General features: G+C 72.5%; 12 protein-coding genes and 1 tRNA gene. 7 read left to right on the top strand and 6 right to left on the bottom strand.

Annotated elements, in window-relative coordinates; genetic code table 11:
• The first annotated feature begins 50 nt into the window (after positions 1 to 50).
• From RMN57_RS26705 to RMN57_RS26690, 4 genes are all read left to right on the top strand, one after another.
• The gene (locus RMN57_RS26705; RefSeq protein ID WP_313765836.1) at positions 51 to 1,370 is read left to right on the top strand and encodes an FHA domain-containing protein; all 1,320 of its coding nucleotides are present in this window, start codon (positions 51 to 53) and stop codon (positions 1,368 to 1,370) included.
• Between the two features lie 165 nt (positions 1,371 to 1,535).
• Positions 1,536 to 2,453 carry an ABC transporter ATP-binding protein gene (locus RMN57_RS26700; RefSeq protein ID WP_313765835.1) on the top strand — a complete coding sequence of 306 codons (918 nt, stop codon included), beginning with the start codon at positions 1,536 to 1,538 and terminating at the stop codon, positions 2,451 to 2,453.
• On the top strand, positions 2,450 to 3,613 hold the full coding sequence (locus RMN57_RS26695; protein ID WP_313765834.1) for an ABC transporter permease: 1,164 nt from the start codon (positions 2,450 to 2,452) through the stop codon (positions 3,611 to 3,613). The genes RMN57_RS26700 and RMN57_RS26695 overlap by 4 nt, the downstream gene beginning before the upstream one ends.
• Positions 3,614 to 3,720: 107 nt before the next feature.
• Positions 3,721 to 4,125: a globin gene (locus RMN57_RS26690; RefSeq protein WP_238863881.1), complete on the top strand. Its 405-nt coding sequence runs from the start codon at positions 3,721 to 3,723 to the stop codon at positions 4,123 to 4,125.
• Between the two features lie 84 nt (positions 4,126 to 4,209).
• Here RMN57_RS26690 and RMN57_RS26685 read toward each other — a convergent pair whose 3' ends face one another.
• The 4 genes from RMN57_RS26685 to RMN57_RS26670 form a co-directional block, all read right to left on the bottom strand.
• Positions 4,210 to 4,908, bottom strand: a complete 699-nt coding sequence (locus tag RMN57_RS26685) for a hypothetical protein (RefSeq protein WP_313765833.1) — start codon at positions 4,906 to 4,908, stop codon at positions 4,210 to 4,212.
• 120 nt (positions 4,909 to 5,028) lie between these two features.
• A complete protein-coding gene (locus tag RMN57_RS26680) occupies positions 5,029 to 5,508 on the bottom strand; it encodes a thioesterase family protein (RefSeq protein WP_313765832.1) in 480 nt (159 codons plus the stop codon).
• A gap of 107 nt (positions 5,509 to 5,615) precedes the next feature.
• Complete coding sequence (ettA, locus tag RMN57_RS26675) at positions 5,616 to 7,280, bottom strand: energy-dependent translational throttle protein EttA (protein ID WP_313765831.1); 1,665 nt, start codon at positions 7,278 to 7,280, stop codon at positions 5,616 to 5,618.
• Positions 7,281 to 7,641: 361 nt separating this feature from the next.
• The gene (locus tag RMN57_RS26670) at positions 7,642 to 9,108 is read right to left on the bottom strand and encodes a Cys-Gln thioester bond-forming surface protein (RefSeq protein ID WP_313765830.1); all 1,467 of its coding nucleotides are present in this window, start codon (positions 9,106 to 9,108) and stop codon (positions 7,642 to 7,644) included.
• A gap of 1,238 nt (positions 9,109 to 10,346) precedes the next feature.
• Here RMN57_RS26670 and RMN57_RS26665 point away from each other — a divergent pair.
• Positions 10,347 to 10,419: transfer RNA gene (locus tag RMN57_RS26665), tRNA-Arg, on the top strand.
• 283 nt (positions 10,420 to 10,702) lie between these two features.
• On the opposite strand, the gene RMN57_RS26660 is transcribed toward RMN57_RS26665, so the two are convergent.
• Positions 10,703 to 11,338 carry a TetR/AcrR family transcriptional regulator gene (locus tag RMN57_RS26660; RefSeq protein WP_313765829.1) on the bottom strand — a complete coding sequence of 212 codons (636 nt, stop codon included), beginning with the start codon at positions 11,336 to 11,338 and terminating at the stop codon, positions 10,703 to 10,705.
• A gap of 73 nt (positions 11,339 to 11,411) precedes the next feature.
• Here RMN57_RS26660 and RMN57_RS26655 point away from each other — a divergent pair, with 73 nt between their 5' ends.
• Complete coding sequence (locus RMN57_RS26655) at positions 11,412 to 11,963, top strand: GNAT family protein (RefSeq protein ID WP_313765828.1); 552 nt, start codon at positions 11,412 to 11,414, stop codon at positions 11,961 to 11,963.
• A gap of 159 nt (positions 11,964 to 12,122) precedes the next feature.
• Here RMN57_RS26655 and RMN57_RS26650 read toward each other — a convergent pair whose 3' ends face one another.
• Positions 12,123 to 13,607 carry an MFS transporter gene (locus tag RMN57_RS26650; RefSeq protein ID WP_313765827.1) on the bottom strand — a complete coding sequence of 495 codons (1,485 nt, stop codon included), beginning with the start codon at positions 13,605 to 13,607 and terminating at the stop codon, positions 12,123 to 12,125.
• 202 nt (positions 13,608 to 13,809) lie between these two features.
• On the opposite strand from RMN57_RS26650, the gene RMN57_RS26645 reads away from it, so the two are divergent.
• Positions 13,810 to 14,514, top strand: a complete 705-nt coding sequence (locus RMN57_RS26645; protein WP_313765826.1) for a TetR family transcriptional regulator — start codon at positions 13,810 to 13,812, stop codon at positions 14,512 to 14,514.
• The last annotated feature ends 42 nt before the right edge of the window (positions 14,515 to 14,556 follow it).

Below are 14,556 nucleotides of genomic sequence, written 5' to 3'. Positions count from 1 at the left end.
GGGGCCCGGCCGGACACCGCCCCAGCTGGCTGGAATTTAGGGGGGACCTGATGCCGATCTGCCCGAGGGGCCATGAGTCGCAGGCCGAGGACTGGTGCGACTTCTGCGGCTTCCCGATGACACCGCCGACGCCCGTCGGGCCGCCGCCCGGCGCCCACCCCGGCGCGCCGGGCGGGCCGGGGGCGCACGGCCACCCGGTCCACCCCGGTCCGGGCGGCCACCCCGGTCCCGGCGGGGCTCCCTTCGGCGCGCCGATGCCGCCGGGTGCGGTTCCGCCGCCGCCGGGTGCCGTGCCGCCGCCCCCGGCGGCCCCGGCCTACCCGGAGCTCACCGAGGGCCTGGTGGTCTGCCCGATCTGCCGCAGCCCGCAGACCGGGCGGTTCTGCGAGGAGTGCGGGTACGACTACGACCTCTCCACGCCCTCGCGCCGCCAGCCCCCGGCCGCCCCGGCGCCCGCCCCGGCCCCGGCCCCGCTGAACATCCCCGCGGCGTACGGCGGCCCGCAGCCGCCGGCCCCGCACCTCCAGCCGCCGGTGCAGCAGCACGCCCAGCCGCAGCCCGTCCAGCCGGCGCCGGGCCCGCCGGCCGGTGCGCCCTCCGGCTACGGCTACCCGCCCGCTCCGCCCGCACCCGGTGCCCCCTACCAGGAGCCGGGCTACGGCGATCCCGGGTTCGGCAATCCGGGCTACGGCGAGCCCGCTGTCGGCAATCCGGGCTACGGCGAGCCCGCTGTCGGCAATCCGGGCTACGGCGAGCCCGGTTTCGGTGAGCCGGCCTACCCCGAGCCGCTGCCGCGCGAGGAGTCCGGCCCCGTCTACGCCCAGCCCGGTCCGACCGGGCGCGGCGGCGAGTTCGGCACCTCGTTCCACCTGGCCCCGCCGATGACGCCGCAGGCCCAGCAGCAGACCGGGCCCGGGCAGCACGCCGAGCAGCCGCCGGCCGCGCCGCCGGAGCCGGTCCGGACCAACTGGATCGCCGTGGTCGCGGCCGACCGCGACTACTTCACCGAGATGATGGCCCGCAGCGGCCCGGAGGCGGCGGGCCTGTTCTTCCCGCCGTACTGCCCCGAGCGGCGCATCCCGCTGACCGGCCGCGGCCAGCTGCGGATCGGGCGGCGCAGCCAGCACCGCGGGACCGTGCCGGAGATCGACCTCTCCGTCCCGCCGGAGGACCCGGGCGCCTCGCACCAGCACGCGCTGCTCGCCGAACAGGCGGACGGCAGCTGGGTGCTGGTCGACCAGGACTCCACCAACGGCACCACGGTGAACGGCGGCGCCGAGCCGGTCACCCCGCACACCGCGATCCCGCTGAACGACGGCGACCGGATCCACATCGGGGCCTGGACCACCATCAGCGTGCACCGCGCCTGAGCCGCCGCCCGCCGGGCCGGACGGGGCGGTACGCCCTGCCCGGCCCGGCGGGGGACACGGCCGGGCCCCGGCGGGACACGGCTCGGGCACGCTTTGGGAAAATGATCTTCAAATAGTGCTCAGATCGCTGCCCCGGTGCGCCCGCCACCCCTAGTCTCAGGGTCCATGACTGCAGCAATATCCGCCGACGGGATCCGTCAGCGGTACGGGGACGTACAAGCGGTCGACGGCGTGTCACTCACCGTCGAGGCCGGCGAGTTCTACGGGATCCTGGGGCCCAACGGCGCCGGGAAGACCACCACACTGGAGATCCTGGAAGGGATCCGCAAGCCCGACGAAGGGCGCATCGAGCTGCTGGGGCTGGCGCCCTGGCCGCGCAACAAGAAGCTGCTGCCGCGCATCGGCGTGCAGTTCCAGGCCTCGGCCTTCTTCAACAAGCTGACGGCACGTGAGACCATCCGCAACTTCGGCTCCTTCTACGGCGTCGGCCCCAAGCGCGCGGACGCGATGCTGGAGCGGGTCGGCCTGACCGAGTCGGCCGGGGTGATGACCGACAAGATGTCCGGCGGCCAGGCCCAGCGGCTCTCCATCGCCTGCGCGCTGGTCCACGACCCGGAGCTGGTCTTCCTGGACGAGCCCACCACCGGCCTCGACCCGCAGGCCCGCCGCAACCTCTGGGACCTGCTGCGGACCATCAACGCCGAGGGCCGCACGGTCGTCCTGACCACCCACTACCTGGACGAGGCCGAGGTGCTCTGCGACCGCGTCTCGGTGATGGACCACGGGAAGATCCTGCGCACCGGCGCACCGGCCGCCCTGGTCCGCGAGATCGACGACACCGTCCGGATCAGCGTGGAGTCCGGGCTGCTCACCGCCGAGCGGACCCGCGAACTGCTGGCCGCGGTCGGCGCCGAGGTCGCCGCCGTGGACGACGACGGCGTCTCGCTCTCCGTCTCCACCCGCCTGCCCGGCCCGGTCCTCTCCGTGCTGGCCGAGCAGAACGCCCTGCGTGGCCTGGAGGTCCGCGGCGCCACCCTGGAGGACGTCTTCCTCCAGCTCACCGGACGGGAGTACCGCGCATGACCGCCGACGAACGCGCCCGCGAGGCGGCCGTCCCGGCCCAGCGCGGATCCGCCCGCCCCACCGCGCCCGACGGACAGCCGGAGCGCGAGCGCGTCAGCGCCTTCGCGAGCCTGTCCCGGGTGATGCTGGTCGCCTTCTTCCGCGACAAGGCCGCCGTCTTCTTCGTGCTCCTCTTCCCGCTGATGTTCCTGATGCTGTTCGGCACCCTCCTGAAGGGTGCCAGCAGCCCGCACGCCAAGGTGGCGCAGGTCGGCCCGGTCCAGGTGCTGGACGCGGTGCAGGGCGACGGCCGGGCCGAGCTGGAGAAGGTCCTGACCATCAGCCGCAGCGACGACGAGGCCGCCGCGGTGGAGAAGGTCCGCAAGGGCGACCTCGACGCGGTGATCACGCAGGGCCCGGACGGCCGGGTGGTGCTGCGGTTCAGCGCCGCCGACCAGGTCCGCGCCGGCTCCGTGCAGGGCATCGTCAACTCGGTCGTCCAGCAGGCCAACCAGGCCGCCACCGGCAAGCCGCCGGCCTTCTCGCTGGACGTGAGCCGGGTCGAGGACCAGTCGCTGAAGCCGATCCAGTTCCTCACCCCCGGTCTGCTGGGCTGGGCGGTGGCCACCGGTGCGGTGTTCAGCGCCTCGCTGACCCTGGTGTCCTGGCGGAAGAAGATGGTGCTCCGCCGGCTGCGGCTGGCGCCGGTGAGTGCCGGGGCCATCGTCTCCTCCCGGATCGCCGTCTCGGTGATCACGGCACTGGCCCAGACCGCGATCTTCCTGGCGGTCGCCACCACCCCGTTCTTCGGGCTCAAGCTGACCGGCAACTGGTGGCTGATCATCCCGCTGGTGGTCTGCGCGACCGTCGCCTTCATGTCGATCGGCCTGCTGGCCGGGGCGCTCGCCAAGACCGAGGAGGCGGCGAACGGCATCTCGCAGATCATCGTGCTGCCGATGTCCTTCCTCTCCGGCTCGTTCTTCCCGACCGACGACATGCCGACCTGGCTGAAGGCGATCTCCAACGCACTGCCGCTCAAGCACCTGGTCACCGCCGCGCAGTCGGTGCTGTCCCGGGGTGGCGGCGTGATGGACGCGCTGCCGGCCATGGGCGGGCTGCTGGCCTTCGCCGCCGTCTTCACCGCGATCGCCTGGCGGTTCTTCCGCTGGGAGGACGCGTAGCAGCGGGCGCACCTCCGAGAGGTGTGCGGTGTGCGGGGTCGTACGCCCGCGGTCCTGGGTCCCAGGTCGCGGTGTACGGCCCCGCCGCCGTCTGCGACCATGGTCGGGTGAACGAGATCCGGCGTGGCACGCTCAGCGAGGAGACCTTCTTCGACCAGGTCGGCGGCGAGCCGACCTTCCGGCGGCTGGTGCACCGGTTCTACCAGGGCGTCGCCGAGGACGAGTTGCTGCGGCCGATGTACCCGGAGGAGGACCTGGGCCCGGCCGAGGAGCGCCTGGCGCTGTTCCTGATGCAGTACTGGGGCGGCCCCCGCACGTACAGCGAGGAGCGCGGGCACCCGCGGCTGCGGATGCGCCACGTGCCGTTCCGGGTGGACCGCGCGGCACACGACGCCTGGCTGCGGCACATGCGGACGGCGGTGGACGAGCTGGCACTGCCGGCCGAGGCCGAGCGCCAGCTCTGGGACTACCTGACGTACGCCGCCGCCTCGATGGTCAACACCGAGGGCTGACCGGAGGGCTGAACGGAGGGCGACGCCGGGGGCCGGCGGCGCCCGGCGGGGCTTCGCGAACGGCGGGGGCCTCGCGAACGGCGCCTAGCGGGTGGGGCTGAGCCCCAGGCCCGCGCCGGGCGCGGCCGCCGTACGGACCGCCACCGACCCGGCCGGGGCGCTCAGCCGCAGCCAGCCGCCCGCCCGGTGCACGGTCAGCGGGGCGTCCGGCTTCAGGAAGCCGATCACATAGGCCGCGTGCGCGGCGCGCAGCGGCAGTTCGGGCAGCGCGGTCACCGGCCGCGACCAGATCTCGTCGGCGAGCGCGTCCAGCACCGCGCGGCTGCGGTGGTGCTCCGGAACGGCCTCGCTGCGCTCGCGGAACTCCTGCACGCCCGCCATCAGTTCGGGGTAGACCTCGGCCACCGGCGGCTCCCCGACCGGCCGCCAGCCGGCGCGCGGCGGCAGCAGACCGGCCCAGGCCGGTCCGGTGACGGCCTCCGGCAGGGCGACGGTGTTGGCCTCGCCGTCCAGGCCGTCCAGCAGCTGGCCCGCGGAGACCGTCCGGTCGGCCGGCTCGACGCTCCCGGCCAGCCGCGCGGTGCGGATCGCCAGCGCGCCGGACCCGCCCAGCGGCAGCCGTCCGAAGACCGCCAGCACGCCCGAGGCCGAGCCGTCCGCCGCCGGCACCGTCTGCAGGCGCACCGCCGCGGCCCGGTCGAACCGCAGCAGGCGGACCAGGAACGCCGCGAGGTCGGCGGCCTCCCCGGCGTCGGCGAGGGCGAGGGGGGCGGTACCGGTCAACGCGTTCAGCTCGAATCCGTAGGTCGGTGGTGGTGGTCCCGGGTCACGGTGCGGTGCCCGGCAGGGCGGCACGGCGCCCGGCAGGAGCACGGCGCCCCGTGCAGGCGCGGTGCCCGGTGCTCAGACGGCCGCGACGGCGCGCGCTCCGGCCGACCGGTCCGCTTCGGCGCCGCCTTCGGCGTCGTCGGCGTAGCGGGAGAGGAAGTCCCGCTCCACCGCGCTGATCCGGCGCGGCCGGCCCTCGGCCAGGTCGTAGGGGACGACCACGGTGGACGCCCGGACGTAGACCGTCTCGGTGCCGTCCTCGGCGGTGTCCTTGATCTCGTACGCGACGGTCAGCGAGGCGACGCCGATCTTGGTCACCCAGGTCTCGACGGTGACCGGCTCGGGCCGGTGCACCAGCGGCCGCTTGTAGTCGATCTCGTGGCGCGCCACCACCGAGCCGCCCGCGAACTCCCCGGCGCCGGCCTCGGCGGCCTGGGTGAACATGAAGTCGATCCGGGCCTCCTCCAGGTAGCGCAGGAAGACCACGTTGTTGACGTGCCCGAAGGCGTCCATGTCGGACCAGCGCAGCGGGCAGGCGTAGATGTGGCGGGCCACGGATTCTCCTCGACGTCCGGTTCCCGCCGACCGGTGGTGGCCGGCGGGCCGCGGCCCGGCAGGCCGCCCCGGAGGGCGGTCTGCCGGGCCGTCGTGACAGCTGGGTGTCAGCCTCGGGTCAGCTTCTTGTAGGTGGCCCGGTGCGGACGGGCGGCGTCGGCGCCCAGCCGCTCGATCTTGTTCTTCTCGTACGACTCGAAGTTGCCCTCGAACCAGAACCACCTGCTCTCGCCCTCGTAGGCGAGGATGTGGGTGGCCACCCGGTCCAGGAACCAGCGGTCGTGGGAGATGACCACGGCGCAGCCGGGGAACTCCAGCAGCGCGTTCTCCAGCGAGGACAGGGTCTCGACGTCGAGGTCGTTGGTGGGCTCGTCGAGGAGCAGCAGGTTGCCGCCCTGCTTGAGGGTGAGCGCCAGGTTCAGGCGGTTGCGCTCACCGCCGGAGAGCACACCGGCCGGCTTCTGCTGGTCCGGGCCCTTGAAGCCGAAGGCCGACACGTAGGCGCGGGACGGCATCTCGACCTGGCCGACGTTGATCCAGTCCAGACCGTCGGAGACGACCTCCCAGAGGGTCTTCTTCGGGTCGATGTTGGAGCGGGTCTGGTCGACGTAGCTGATCTTGACCGTCTCGCCGACCTTGACCGTGCCGCTGTCCGGGGTCTCCAGGTCCTGGAGCATCTTGAACAGCGTGGTCTTGCCGGCGCCGTTCGGGCCGATGATGCCGACGATGCCGTTGCGCGGCAGGGTGAAGCTGAGGTCGTCGATCAGGACCTTCTCGCCGAAGGCCTTGTTCAGGTTCTCGACCTCGATGACGACGCTGCCCAGGCGCGGGCCCGGCGGGATCTGGATCTCCTCGAAGTCCAGCTTCCGCATCTTGTCGGCCTCGGCCGCCATCTCCTCGTAACGGGCGAGGCGGGCCTTGGACTTCGCCTGGCGGCCCTTGGCGTTGGAGCGGACCCACTCCAGCTCTTCCTTGAGCCGCTTGGCGCGCTTGGCGTCCTTCTGGCCCTCGACCTTGAGGCGGGACTGCTTGCTCTCCAGGTAGGTGGAGTAGTTGCCCTCGTAGCCGATCGCGCGGCCGCGGTCGAGCTCCAGGATCCAGCCGGCCACGTTGTCCAGGAAGTACCGGTCGTGGGTGACCGCGACGACGGTGCCCGCGTACTTGGCCAGGTGCTGCTCCAGCCAGTTCACCGACTCGGCGTCCAGGTGGTTGGTGGGCTCGTCGAGCAGCAGCAGGTCGGGGGCCTCCAGCAGCAGCTTGCAGAGCGCGACGCGGCGCTTCTCACCACCGGAGAGCTTGGTGACGGCCCAGTCACCGGGCGGGCAGCCCAGCGCGTCCATGGCCTGCTCCAGCTGGGCGTCGAGGTCCCAGGCGTTGGCGTGGTCCAGGTCCTCCTGGAGCTTGCCCATCTCGTCGAGCAGCTCGTCCGAGTAGTCGGTGGCCATCAGCTCGGCGATCTCGTTGAAGCGGTTGAGCTTCCCCTTGATCTCCTTGACGCCGTCCTCGACGTTCTCCAGGACGGTCTTGGTCTCGTCGAGCGGCGGCTCCTGGAGCAGCATGCCGACGGTGAAGCCGGGCGAGAGGAAGGCGTCGCCGTTGGAGGGCTGCTCCAGGCCGGCCATCATCTTCAGCACGGTGGACTTGCCGGCGCCGTTGGGGCCGACGACACCGATCTTCGCTCCCGGGAGGAAGCTGAGCGTCACGTCGTCAAGGATGACCTTGTCTCCGTGCGCCTTGCGCACCTTGCGCATCGTGTAGATGTATTCCGCCACGTGAGATCGCTCCGGCGTCGTCGGGAGTATTCGGCTTGCAGCGTTCCATTGTGCCGCACCCGGCCCCGGTCCCCGACCGCCCGCCCTGCCCCACCGGGGTATCCGGAGGGCTCCCCCGCGATCTTCCCGGCGGGTGCCCGCGCCGGGCCCGCCCGCAGTGCCCCGCCCGGCTCCGGCCCCCGCCCGACCGGTCCGCGGGCGCCCGCCCCCGACGGCCTCCTCGCGCTCCCCCCGCCCGGTCCCGGACGCGACTCGGCCCGGCTCCCCGCATTGCTGCGGGGAGCCGGGCCGAGGTGGTGCTCGCGAGCCAGGGGCTCAGACCCCGTGGTTCAGGACCTCAGTTGCGGTCCGGACCGTGGGCTCAGGCGGCGTTACCGCTGTGGCGGCCGCGACGGCGCACGACGAAGACCGCGGCACCGCCGGCCACGACCAGGCCACCGGCGACGGCGGCGATGATCGGGGTGGCGTCGTTACCACCGGTCTGGGCCAGGCCGGTGGTGCCGGCCGGGGTGGTGGTGGCCGGAGCCGGCTGCGCGGCCGTGGTGGTGGCGGAGGCCGACGGGGTGGCGCTCGGGGTGCCGGTCGGGGCCGGGGTGGCCGAGGTGCTCTTGGTCGGCGACGGGGTGCCGGTCGGCGTGGTGCCGCTCGTCACCTTGCAGTCCAGGATGCCCTTGAACTCCTTGGTGAAGCCGTTCGGGCCGGTGACGGTGATGTCGTAGGCGGTGTCCTCGGCGACCGGGACGAGAACGGTCTCGACCTTGCCCGGCTGGACGGTGAGCGTCTTGCCCGGCTTCACCGTGACGCTGGCCGCCTCGTCACCGCCGTTGGCGACGGAGACCCGGACGCCGTTGTTGTCGCACTCGACCTGGGAGACGCTGTCGACCAGCGCGCCCTTGCCCTGCTTCCAGGAGGCCTTGGCGGCGTCGGCGACGCTGAGCTTGGTGGAGCCGGCCAGGATCATGGTCTGGCTGTGCTTCGAGGGGGTGTACCCCTTGCTCAGGAAGACGCGGCCGCTGGGCACGACGGTCTCGGCCGAGGCCTTCACGGTGGCGGCGCCGTCCGGGGTGCCGGCCGGCACGTCCAGGAACAGCTGGGTGTCCTTGGCGACCGGGCCGGTCAGGCCGGTGACCGGCTTGCCGTCCTTGTCGACCAGCTTCACCTTGTCCGCGGCGTCACCGGAGACCGCCAGCTTCACCTCGTTGGCGCTGGAGTTGATGGTGAACGGACCGAGCTTGTTGCCCGGCTTGCCCGACACCGAGTCCGGGGTGAGGCTCAGCGAGGGCTTGGGCTCGGCGGCGATGCCCTTGTTGGCGTCGCTGACGAGGTAGTCGCGCAGCTGCTTGGCCTGCGGGTCGGTCGGGATGGCGTTCTTGCCGTCGGAGAACTTCCAGATCGCGGCCTGGGTGCCCGCGGCGGCGTCCTCCTTGGTCAGCTCGCCCTGGACGCCGGCGGCCTTGGCCAGCTTCGGGAGGTCCTCGGCCTTGACCTGCGGGTAGGAGTTCTCCAGGATCCAGCGGATCTTGGCGGCGGCCTCGGCCTTGTCCTTGCCGCCCAGCGAGCTCGACTTCCAGTCGGACTCCTGGTACTCGACGCCGCTGGTGATGTCGACCGGGTGGTCGATGTCGATGCAGTACGTCTTGATCTCGCCGTTGGGCGTCTTGAGGGTGAACAGGCCGCCCTGGATGGGGTGGCTGCCCTCGATGGCGATCTCCTCGCTCAGCAGCGTGGGCTGGATCACTGCCGTGACACCCGCACCGGGGGTGTCGGCCGCAACCGCGGCACCGGTCGCGAGCAGGCTACCGCCCAGCGCAATGCCGGTCGTGAGCATGACAGTGGATATGCGCGGAAGACTCCGCCCCTGCATCTGGAACATCTGGGATCCCTCCGGGCCGGGCCGCACCGAAGGGCGACCCGCCTTGCATTGCCGCGCCCCCTGTGGCGCCGCTGCACGTGTGTGAACCAGACGAATCCTATTGAGCCCCGCTGCCCCGCAAACCCCCATGCGAAATCAGGACGATTCCGTATCTGGATCGTTATCAACCGCCCCACTATCCACACAAGCTGACGATCAGCCAGAAAGTGTGGATCTTTCGCTTAACCCGTGGATGATTGCACAAGCAGAGACAACTACCGTCTCGATCAACATATTTGTCGACAGTTGAGCTCGACCTCGGGTCAGGCCGGCGCCGGCCACCGGGTGCCGCCACCCGCGGGGTCCCGGCGTCCACCCGCCCCTCCCGCTGCCGGTCGTAGCGGCACCCCGCTTCCGGCCGTGGCCGAGCCCCCGCCCCCGGTCGCAACGGCACCCCGTCGACGGCGCCGGGAGTTCGATCGAAACGCCCCCGGCCGCCCGGGGGCGGGCCGCTTCGGTCGCTCCGATCACTTCGGTCGCGGGATTTGCCGATCACCGTCACTCCGACCCCGTTCACAGAACACGCTCCGTTCTCCTCAATGCACCGTACGGAATCGACCGGCGCGGGTTGAGAGTGCACTTCCCGGGAAATCCTTGCCAAGGGGGATCCGAAATCCTGTGGACAACTCGGACACGTGGAAAACCGCCGTCACTCCCAGGGGTGAATTTCGGCCTTCCGGCACTCCGTCCGCCTTCGATCTGCGCTGGCCATGACAACAATCGACCCGCTTCCCGCCCCGGCCCGGCACCCCCAAGGGTGGGTCGGTCGGACGTCCGCGCACGTCATCCGACCGAACGAACCCGAATGCGACCCCCCACCCGCTCCGAGAGCGGCGCTTTCTCCGTGCCGAATCCATAACGGGTGGGGCGGCAGCCCCGTAACGACTGCACAACGTCCGGCCCCGAAGACCGCCAGACCGCTGCACGCACGGCCTTCACCTGCGATTATCGGACCGCTCCACCGAGGCCGACACACCCGCGACGGTGCCGTTACAGCCGGCCGAGGAACTGGGCACCCTTATCCTGTCCCCGACAGGGCGAGGGCCCGCCAACCCCCAACCCCACCCTCAGGTACGGGGCCGGACAGCGGGCGCTGCACGCGCTCGTCGCCCGATCCCGGCAACGGTCACGCCCATCAGGGCGCCGTCCGTCCCGCCCCCATAGCTCAGCGGATAGAGCACCCGCCTTCTAAGCGGTAGGTCGCAGGTTCGAATCCTGCTGGGGGCACACATCGGCGGGCCACCCGCCCCGGGCGTGCGGCCCCTCCGCACATCCCCCGCCGTTCCCCGTCGGCAACACACCCGGAATCCGCCCGTGAACTCACGGTGAATGCGCGAACACCCCGAGCGATAATCGACGGTGATTTGCGCTGCGTCACCGCACGACTACTCCGGGGGCAAATTCCGCTGGCATAGTCGGCAGCCCGCACCCGGGCCCGCCGCCCACGGCGCCGCCCCGGAGGCACCGCCCCGGAGGCACCGGTCGGCGGGTGCCGCTCAGCAGGTGCCGCTCAGGAGGTGCCGCGGTCCGCCGGGGTCGCGGCGAGGCCGGCCAGGTAGGCATCCAGCAGGTCCGTCTGCCGCTCGGGCGGGTACGCGGACGGGGCGAGCAGCGCCTGCACCACCAGTCCCAGGACGAAGGCCTGCGCCCCGGCCGCGAGCTCGGCCGGCGCGAGCCGGTCCGGCAGCTCGCCGAGCCGCTGGGCGGCCTCCACGTGCTCCGCCAGCATCTCCCGGGCCCGCGCGTACCGGACGGCATGGGCGGCGGCCAGGTCGGGATCGGCCAGCGAGGCGTCCCAGGAGCCGACCCAGATCCGGTTGCCGGCCTCCGCCGCCTCGTCCAGCGGGAGGATGTCGAGCAGCGCGGCCCGCAGCCGGGGCAGCCCGGCGGGCGGCAGCGGCGTGCCGTCGACCGGGGCGTTGCGGCGCGGGCGGTCCAGCGAACGCCGGTCGAGCTCGTCGAGCGCGTACGCCACCAGCGCGCGCTTGTTGGGGAAGTAGTGCGTCAACAGGCCGGTGGAGGCGCCCATTTCGGCGGCGACCGCACGCAGGGTCAGCCCGCCGAAGCCGCGCGACGAGAGCACCCGCCACACCGCCTCGGAGACCTCCAGACGTCGGGCGGCATGGTCTCCGCGGGCAGGTGTCATGGGGTTATCGTACATACCAAACGTTTGTTATGGATGCGGGGCCACCGACCCGCGCTTCTCGAAAGGCCCACCCATGTTCGCCGTCCCACTGACCGACAATGCCGAGCTGCGTCCACTGGAACCCTGGCAGGCACCGGAGTTCTTCGCCCACATCGAGCGGGCCCGCGCCCACATGGACCCGTGGATCGGCTGGGCCGGCCGCTCCACCGACCTGGACTCGGCCCGTGCCACCCTGCAGGGCTACGCCGACCGCCAGGCCGCCGACGCCGGCCGGCTCTTCGGCATCTGGCTGGACGGCACGCTGGTCGGCGGCACGATGTTCGTGAGCTTCAGCACCGCCACCGCCACTGCCGAGATCGGGGTCTGGACGGAGCCCGCCGGCGAGGGCCGCGGGCTGGTCGGCGCCGCCGTCCGCCACCTGATCGACTACGCCTTCACCGTCCGCGGCCTGCACCGGCTGGAGTGGCACACCAGCCCGGACAACGTCCGCAGCCAGGCGCTCGCCCGGCGGGTGGGCATGACGCTGGACGGCACCCTGCGGGAGTCCTACCTGAACAACGGCGTCTTCCACGACGCGCAGATCTGGTCGATCCTCGCCCACGAGTGGCAGCCGGCCGCCGCCTGACACCGCGGCACCCGTCACACCGACAACACCCCGGCGGCTCGGCGTCACACCCACAACACCCCCGGCCGCCCGGCGTCACCGCCCGCGGCACCCGGCCGGCAGGAACGGCGAGGGGCCCGGTGGACGACCGTCCACCGGGCCCCGCCCCCGCTCCCCCGCTCAGGCTGCGAGCACCGGCCGCTCCCCGGCCGGGTCCCCCGCCGCCCCCGCGACCGGGCGCGGCCGCAGCCGCAGCGCCAGCAGCACCGCCAGTGCCATCACACCGGAGGCCGTGAAGAAGACCACGTCCACCGCTTCGACGAAGCTCTGCACCGCGTGCACCCGGGCCGCGCCGGTCGTACGGCCCACCGCGCCGAGCGGCATCCCCGGCTCGCCGTCCGCGAAGACCCGCGCCAGCAGCGTGCCGAAGAGCGCCGCGCCGAGCGCGCCGCCGAGCGTCTGGAAGAACCGGACACCGGTGGTGGCCACGCCCAGCTGGTGCTTCGGCGCGGCGTCCTGGACGACGCCGATCAGGTGTCCGATCAGCTGGCCGAGCCCGCAGCCGAGCAGCACCAGCTCCGCCCGCACCAGCCAGAGCGAGGTCTCCGGACCGCTCAGCCCGAGCAGCAGCAGGGCCACGGAGGCGCAGGTCGCGCCGGAGGCCAGCACCGCGCGGACCGACCAGCCCCGCGCGGCGAGCCTGTCGATCACCAGGCCGACGCCGGTCATACCGACCGCCATCGGGATCAGGTAGAGGCTGGCGGAGGTCGCGGCGACCCCGCGGGCCACCTGCAGGTACAGCATCACGTACATGATCGCGCCCATCAGGCCCATCCCGACCAACCCCTGCACCGCGAAGCCGATCCGGATCTCCGGCACCCGGAACAGCGAGAGCGGCAGCAGCGGTTCGGCGGCAGTGGCCTGGCGCCGGACGAAGAGGCCGAGCGCGGCGAGGGTCGCCGCGGCCAGCGCGAGGATCTGCGGGGAGGTCCAGGCATAGTCCTTGCCGCCCCACTCCGTGACCAGCAGCAGTCCGGTGGCGAACGCGGCAGCCAGCGCCGCCCCCGCGAAGTCCAGGCCGCCACGGCCGACCGACTTCGGGAGCTTGAGGACGAGGGCGGAGCCGACCAGGACGAGCAGGCCGAGCGGCAGGTTGACGTAGAAGATCCAGCGCCAGTCGAGGTGGTCGGCGAGCAGCGCGCCGATCAGCGGGCCGACGGCCATGCCGGCACCGCCGACGATGCCGCCCATGCCGCCTCCGCCGCCCTTCTCCCCCGTCGGGTCCTTGAGCTGGGCCATCACCACCATGGTCACGCTCATCAGCCCGCCGCCGCCGACCCCCTGGACGGCCCGGAACGCGATCAGCTGCTCCATCGACTGCGCCGCACCGCAGAGCGCCGAGCCGAGCAGGAAGGTGCCGACCGCCCCGAGCAGCACGCGCTTGGCGCCGTAGAGGTCGCAGAGCTTGCCGTAGAGCGGCAGCAGCGCGGTGGCGGCCAGCGCGAACGAACTGACCAGCCACGGCAGCCGGTCGACGCCGTGGACCGGGTCGAGGTCCCGGACGATCGGCACGGTGGCCGCCGACACGATGTTCATGTCGAGCACGGCCAGGATGATCGTGATCAGGCAGAGCAGCATCCCGAGTTTGCGCTGAGGCTCGGTCATCAGAGCTGCTGCCGGCGCGGACGCGGCCATGGAAGTCCCCCCTGGGGCAATGGAGTTCGAGAGTTCGAGCAGGAGCGGGCCGCACCGGCCCGGACGGCTCGGCGGCACGCCACCACCATGGCAGGGGTTTTTGACTCGGTCAATTCTTTAGCTTGACCAATCTTTCGACCTGCTCCATCTTTGATCCTGGTACAGTGCTGCCATGGCGAAGCGCACCGCGACCACCCCCGACCCCGACGACGGGCTGGGCCTGCGCGAGCGCAAGAAGCGGCAGACCGCCGCCCGGATCTACCGCAGCGCCATCGGGCTGTTCACCGACCGGGGCTTCGACGAGGTCTCGGTGGCCGAGATCGCCGCCGCCGCCGAGGTCTCGAAGATGACCGTCTTCAACTACTTCCCCACCAAGGAAGACCTGGTCATGGCCCCGATGGAGGACCACACCGACGAGGCCGCCCGGGTGGTGCGCGAACGGGCGCCCGACGCGTCGGTGGTGGCCGCACTGCGCGACCAGTTCCTCGCCGCCCTGGCCGGGTTCGACCCGGCCACGGGCCTCAACGACGACCCGTTCACGCTCTCCGTGGTCCGGCTGATCCACCGGACGCCCACCCTGGCCCTCCGGGCGATCACCACCGTCAGCCACCAGGCGAACCGGCTGCTGACCGCGGAGCTGCTCCGGCAGGACCCGGCCGGCGACCGGATCCGCGCCGAGGTCGCCGCCGCCCAACTGCTCGGCGTCCGCGTGGCCTTGACCTCCCACAACCAGGACCGGATGCTGGCCGGCGAGCGGGCCGCGGACGTCCTGCCGGAGGCGGTCGAGAACGCCCGCCGCGCCTACGACATGGTCGAGCACGGGCTCGGCGACTACGGCCTGTGGCCCGGCGCCGCACCGGCGCAGCCGACGGCCTGACACCCGTACGGCCGACCGCCTCCGCGGCCGCCCGCCCGGCTC

This window comes from Kitasatospora sp. CM 4170 (assembly GCF_032110285.1).
Classification (GTDB): Bacteria; Actinomycetota; Actinomycetes; order Streptomycetales; family Streptomycetaceae; genus Kitasatospora; species Kitasatospora aburaviensis.
This window is presented reverse-complemented; position numbering and strand designations above follow the sequence as displayed.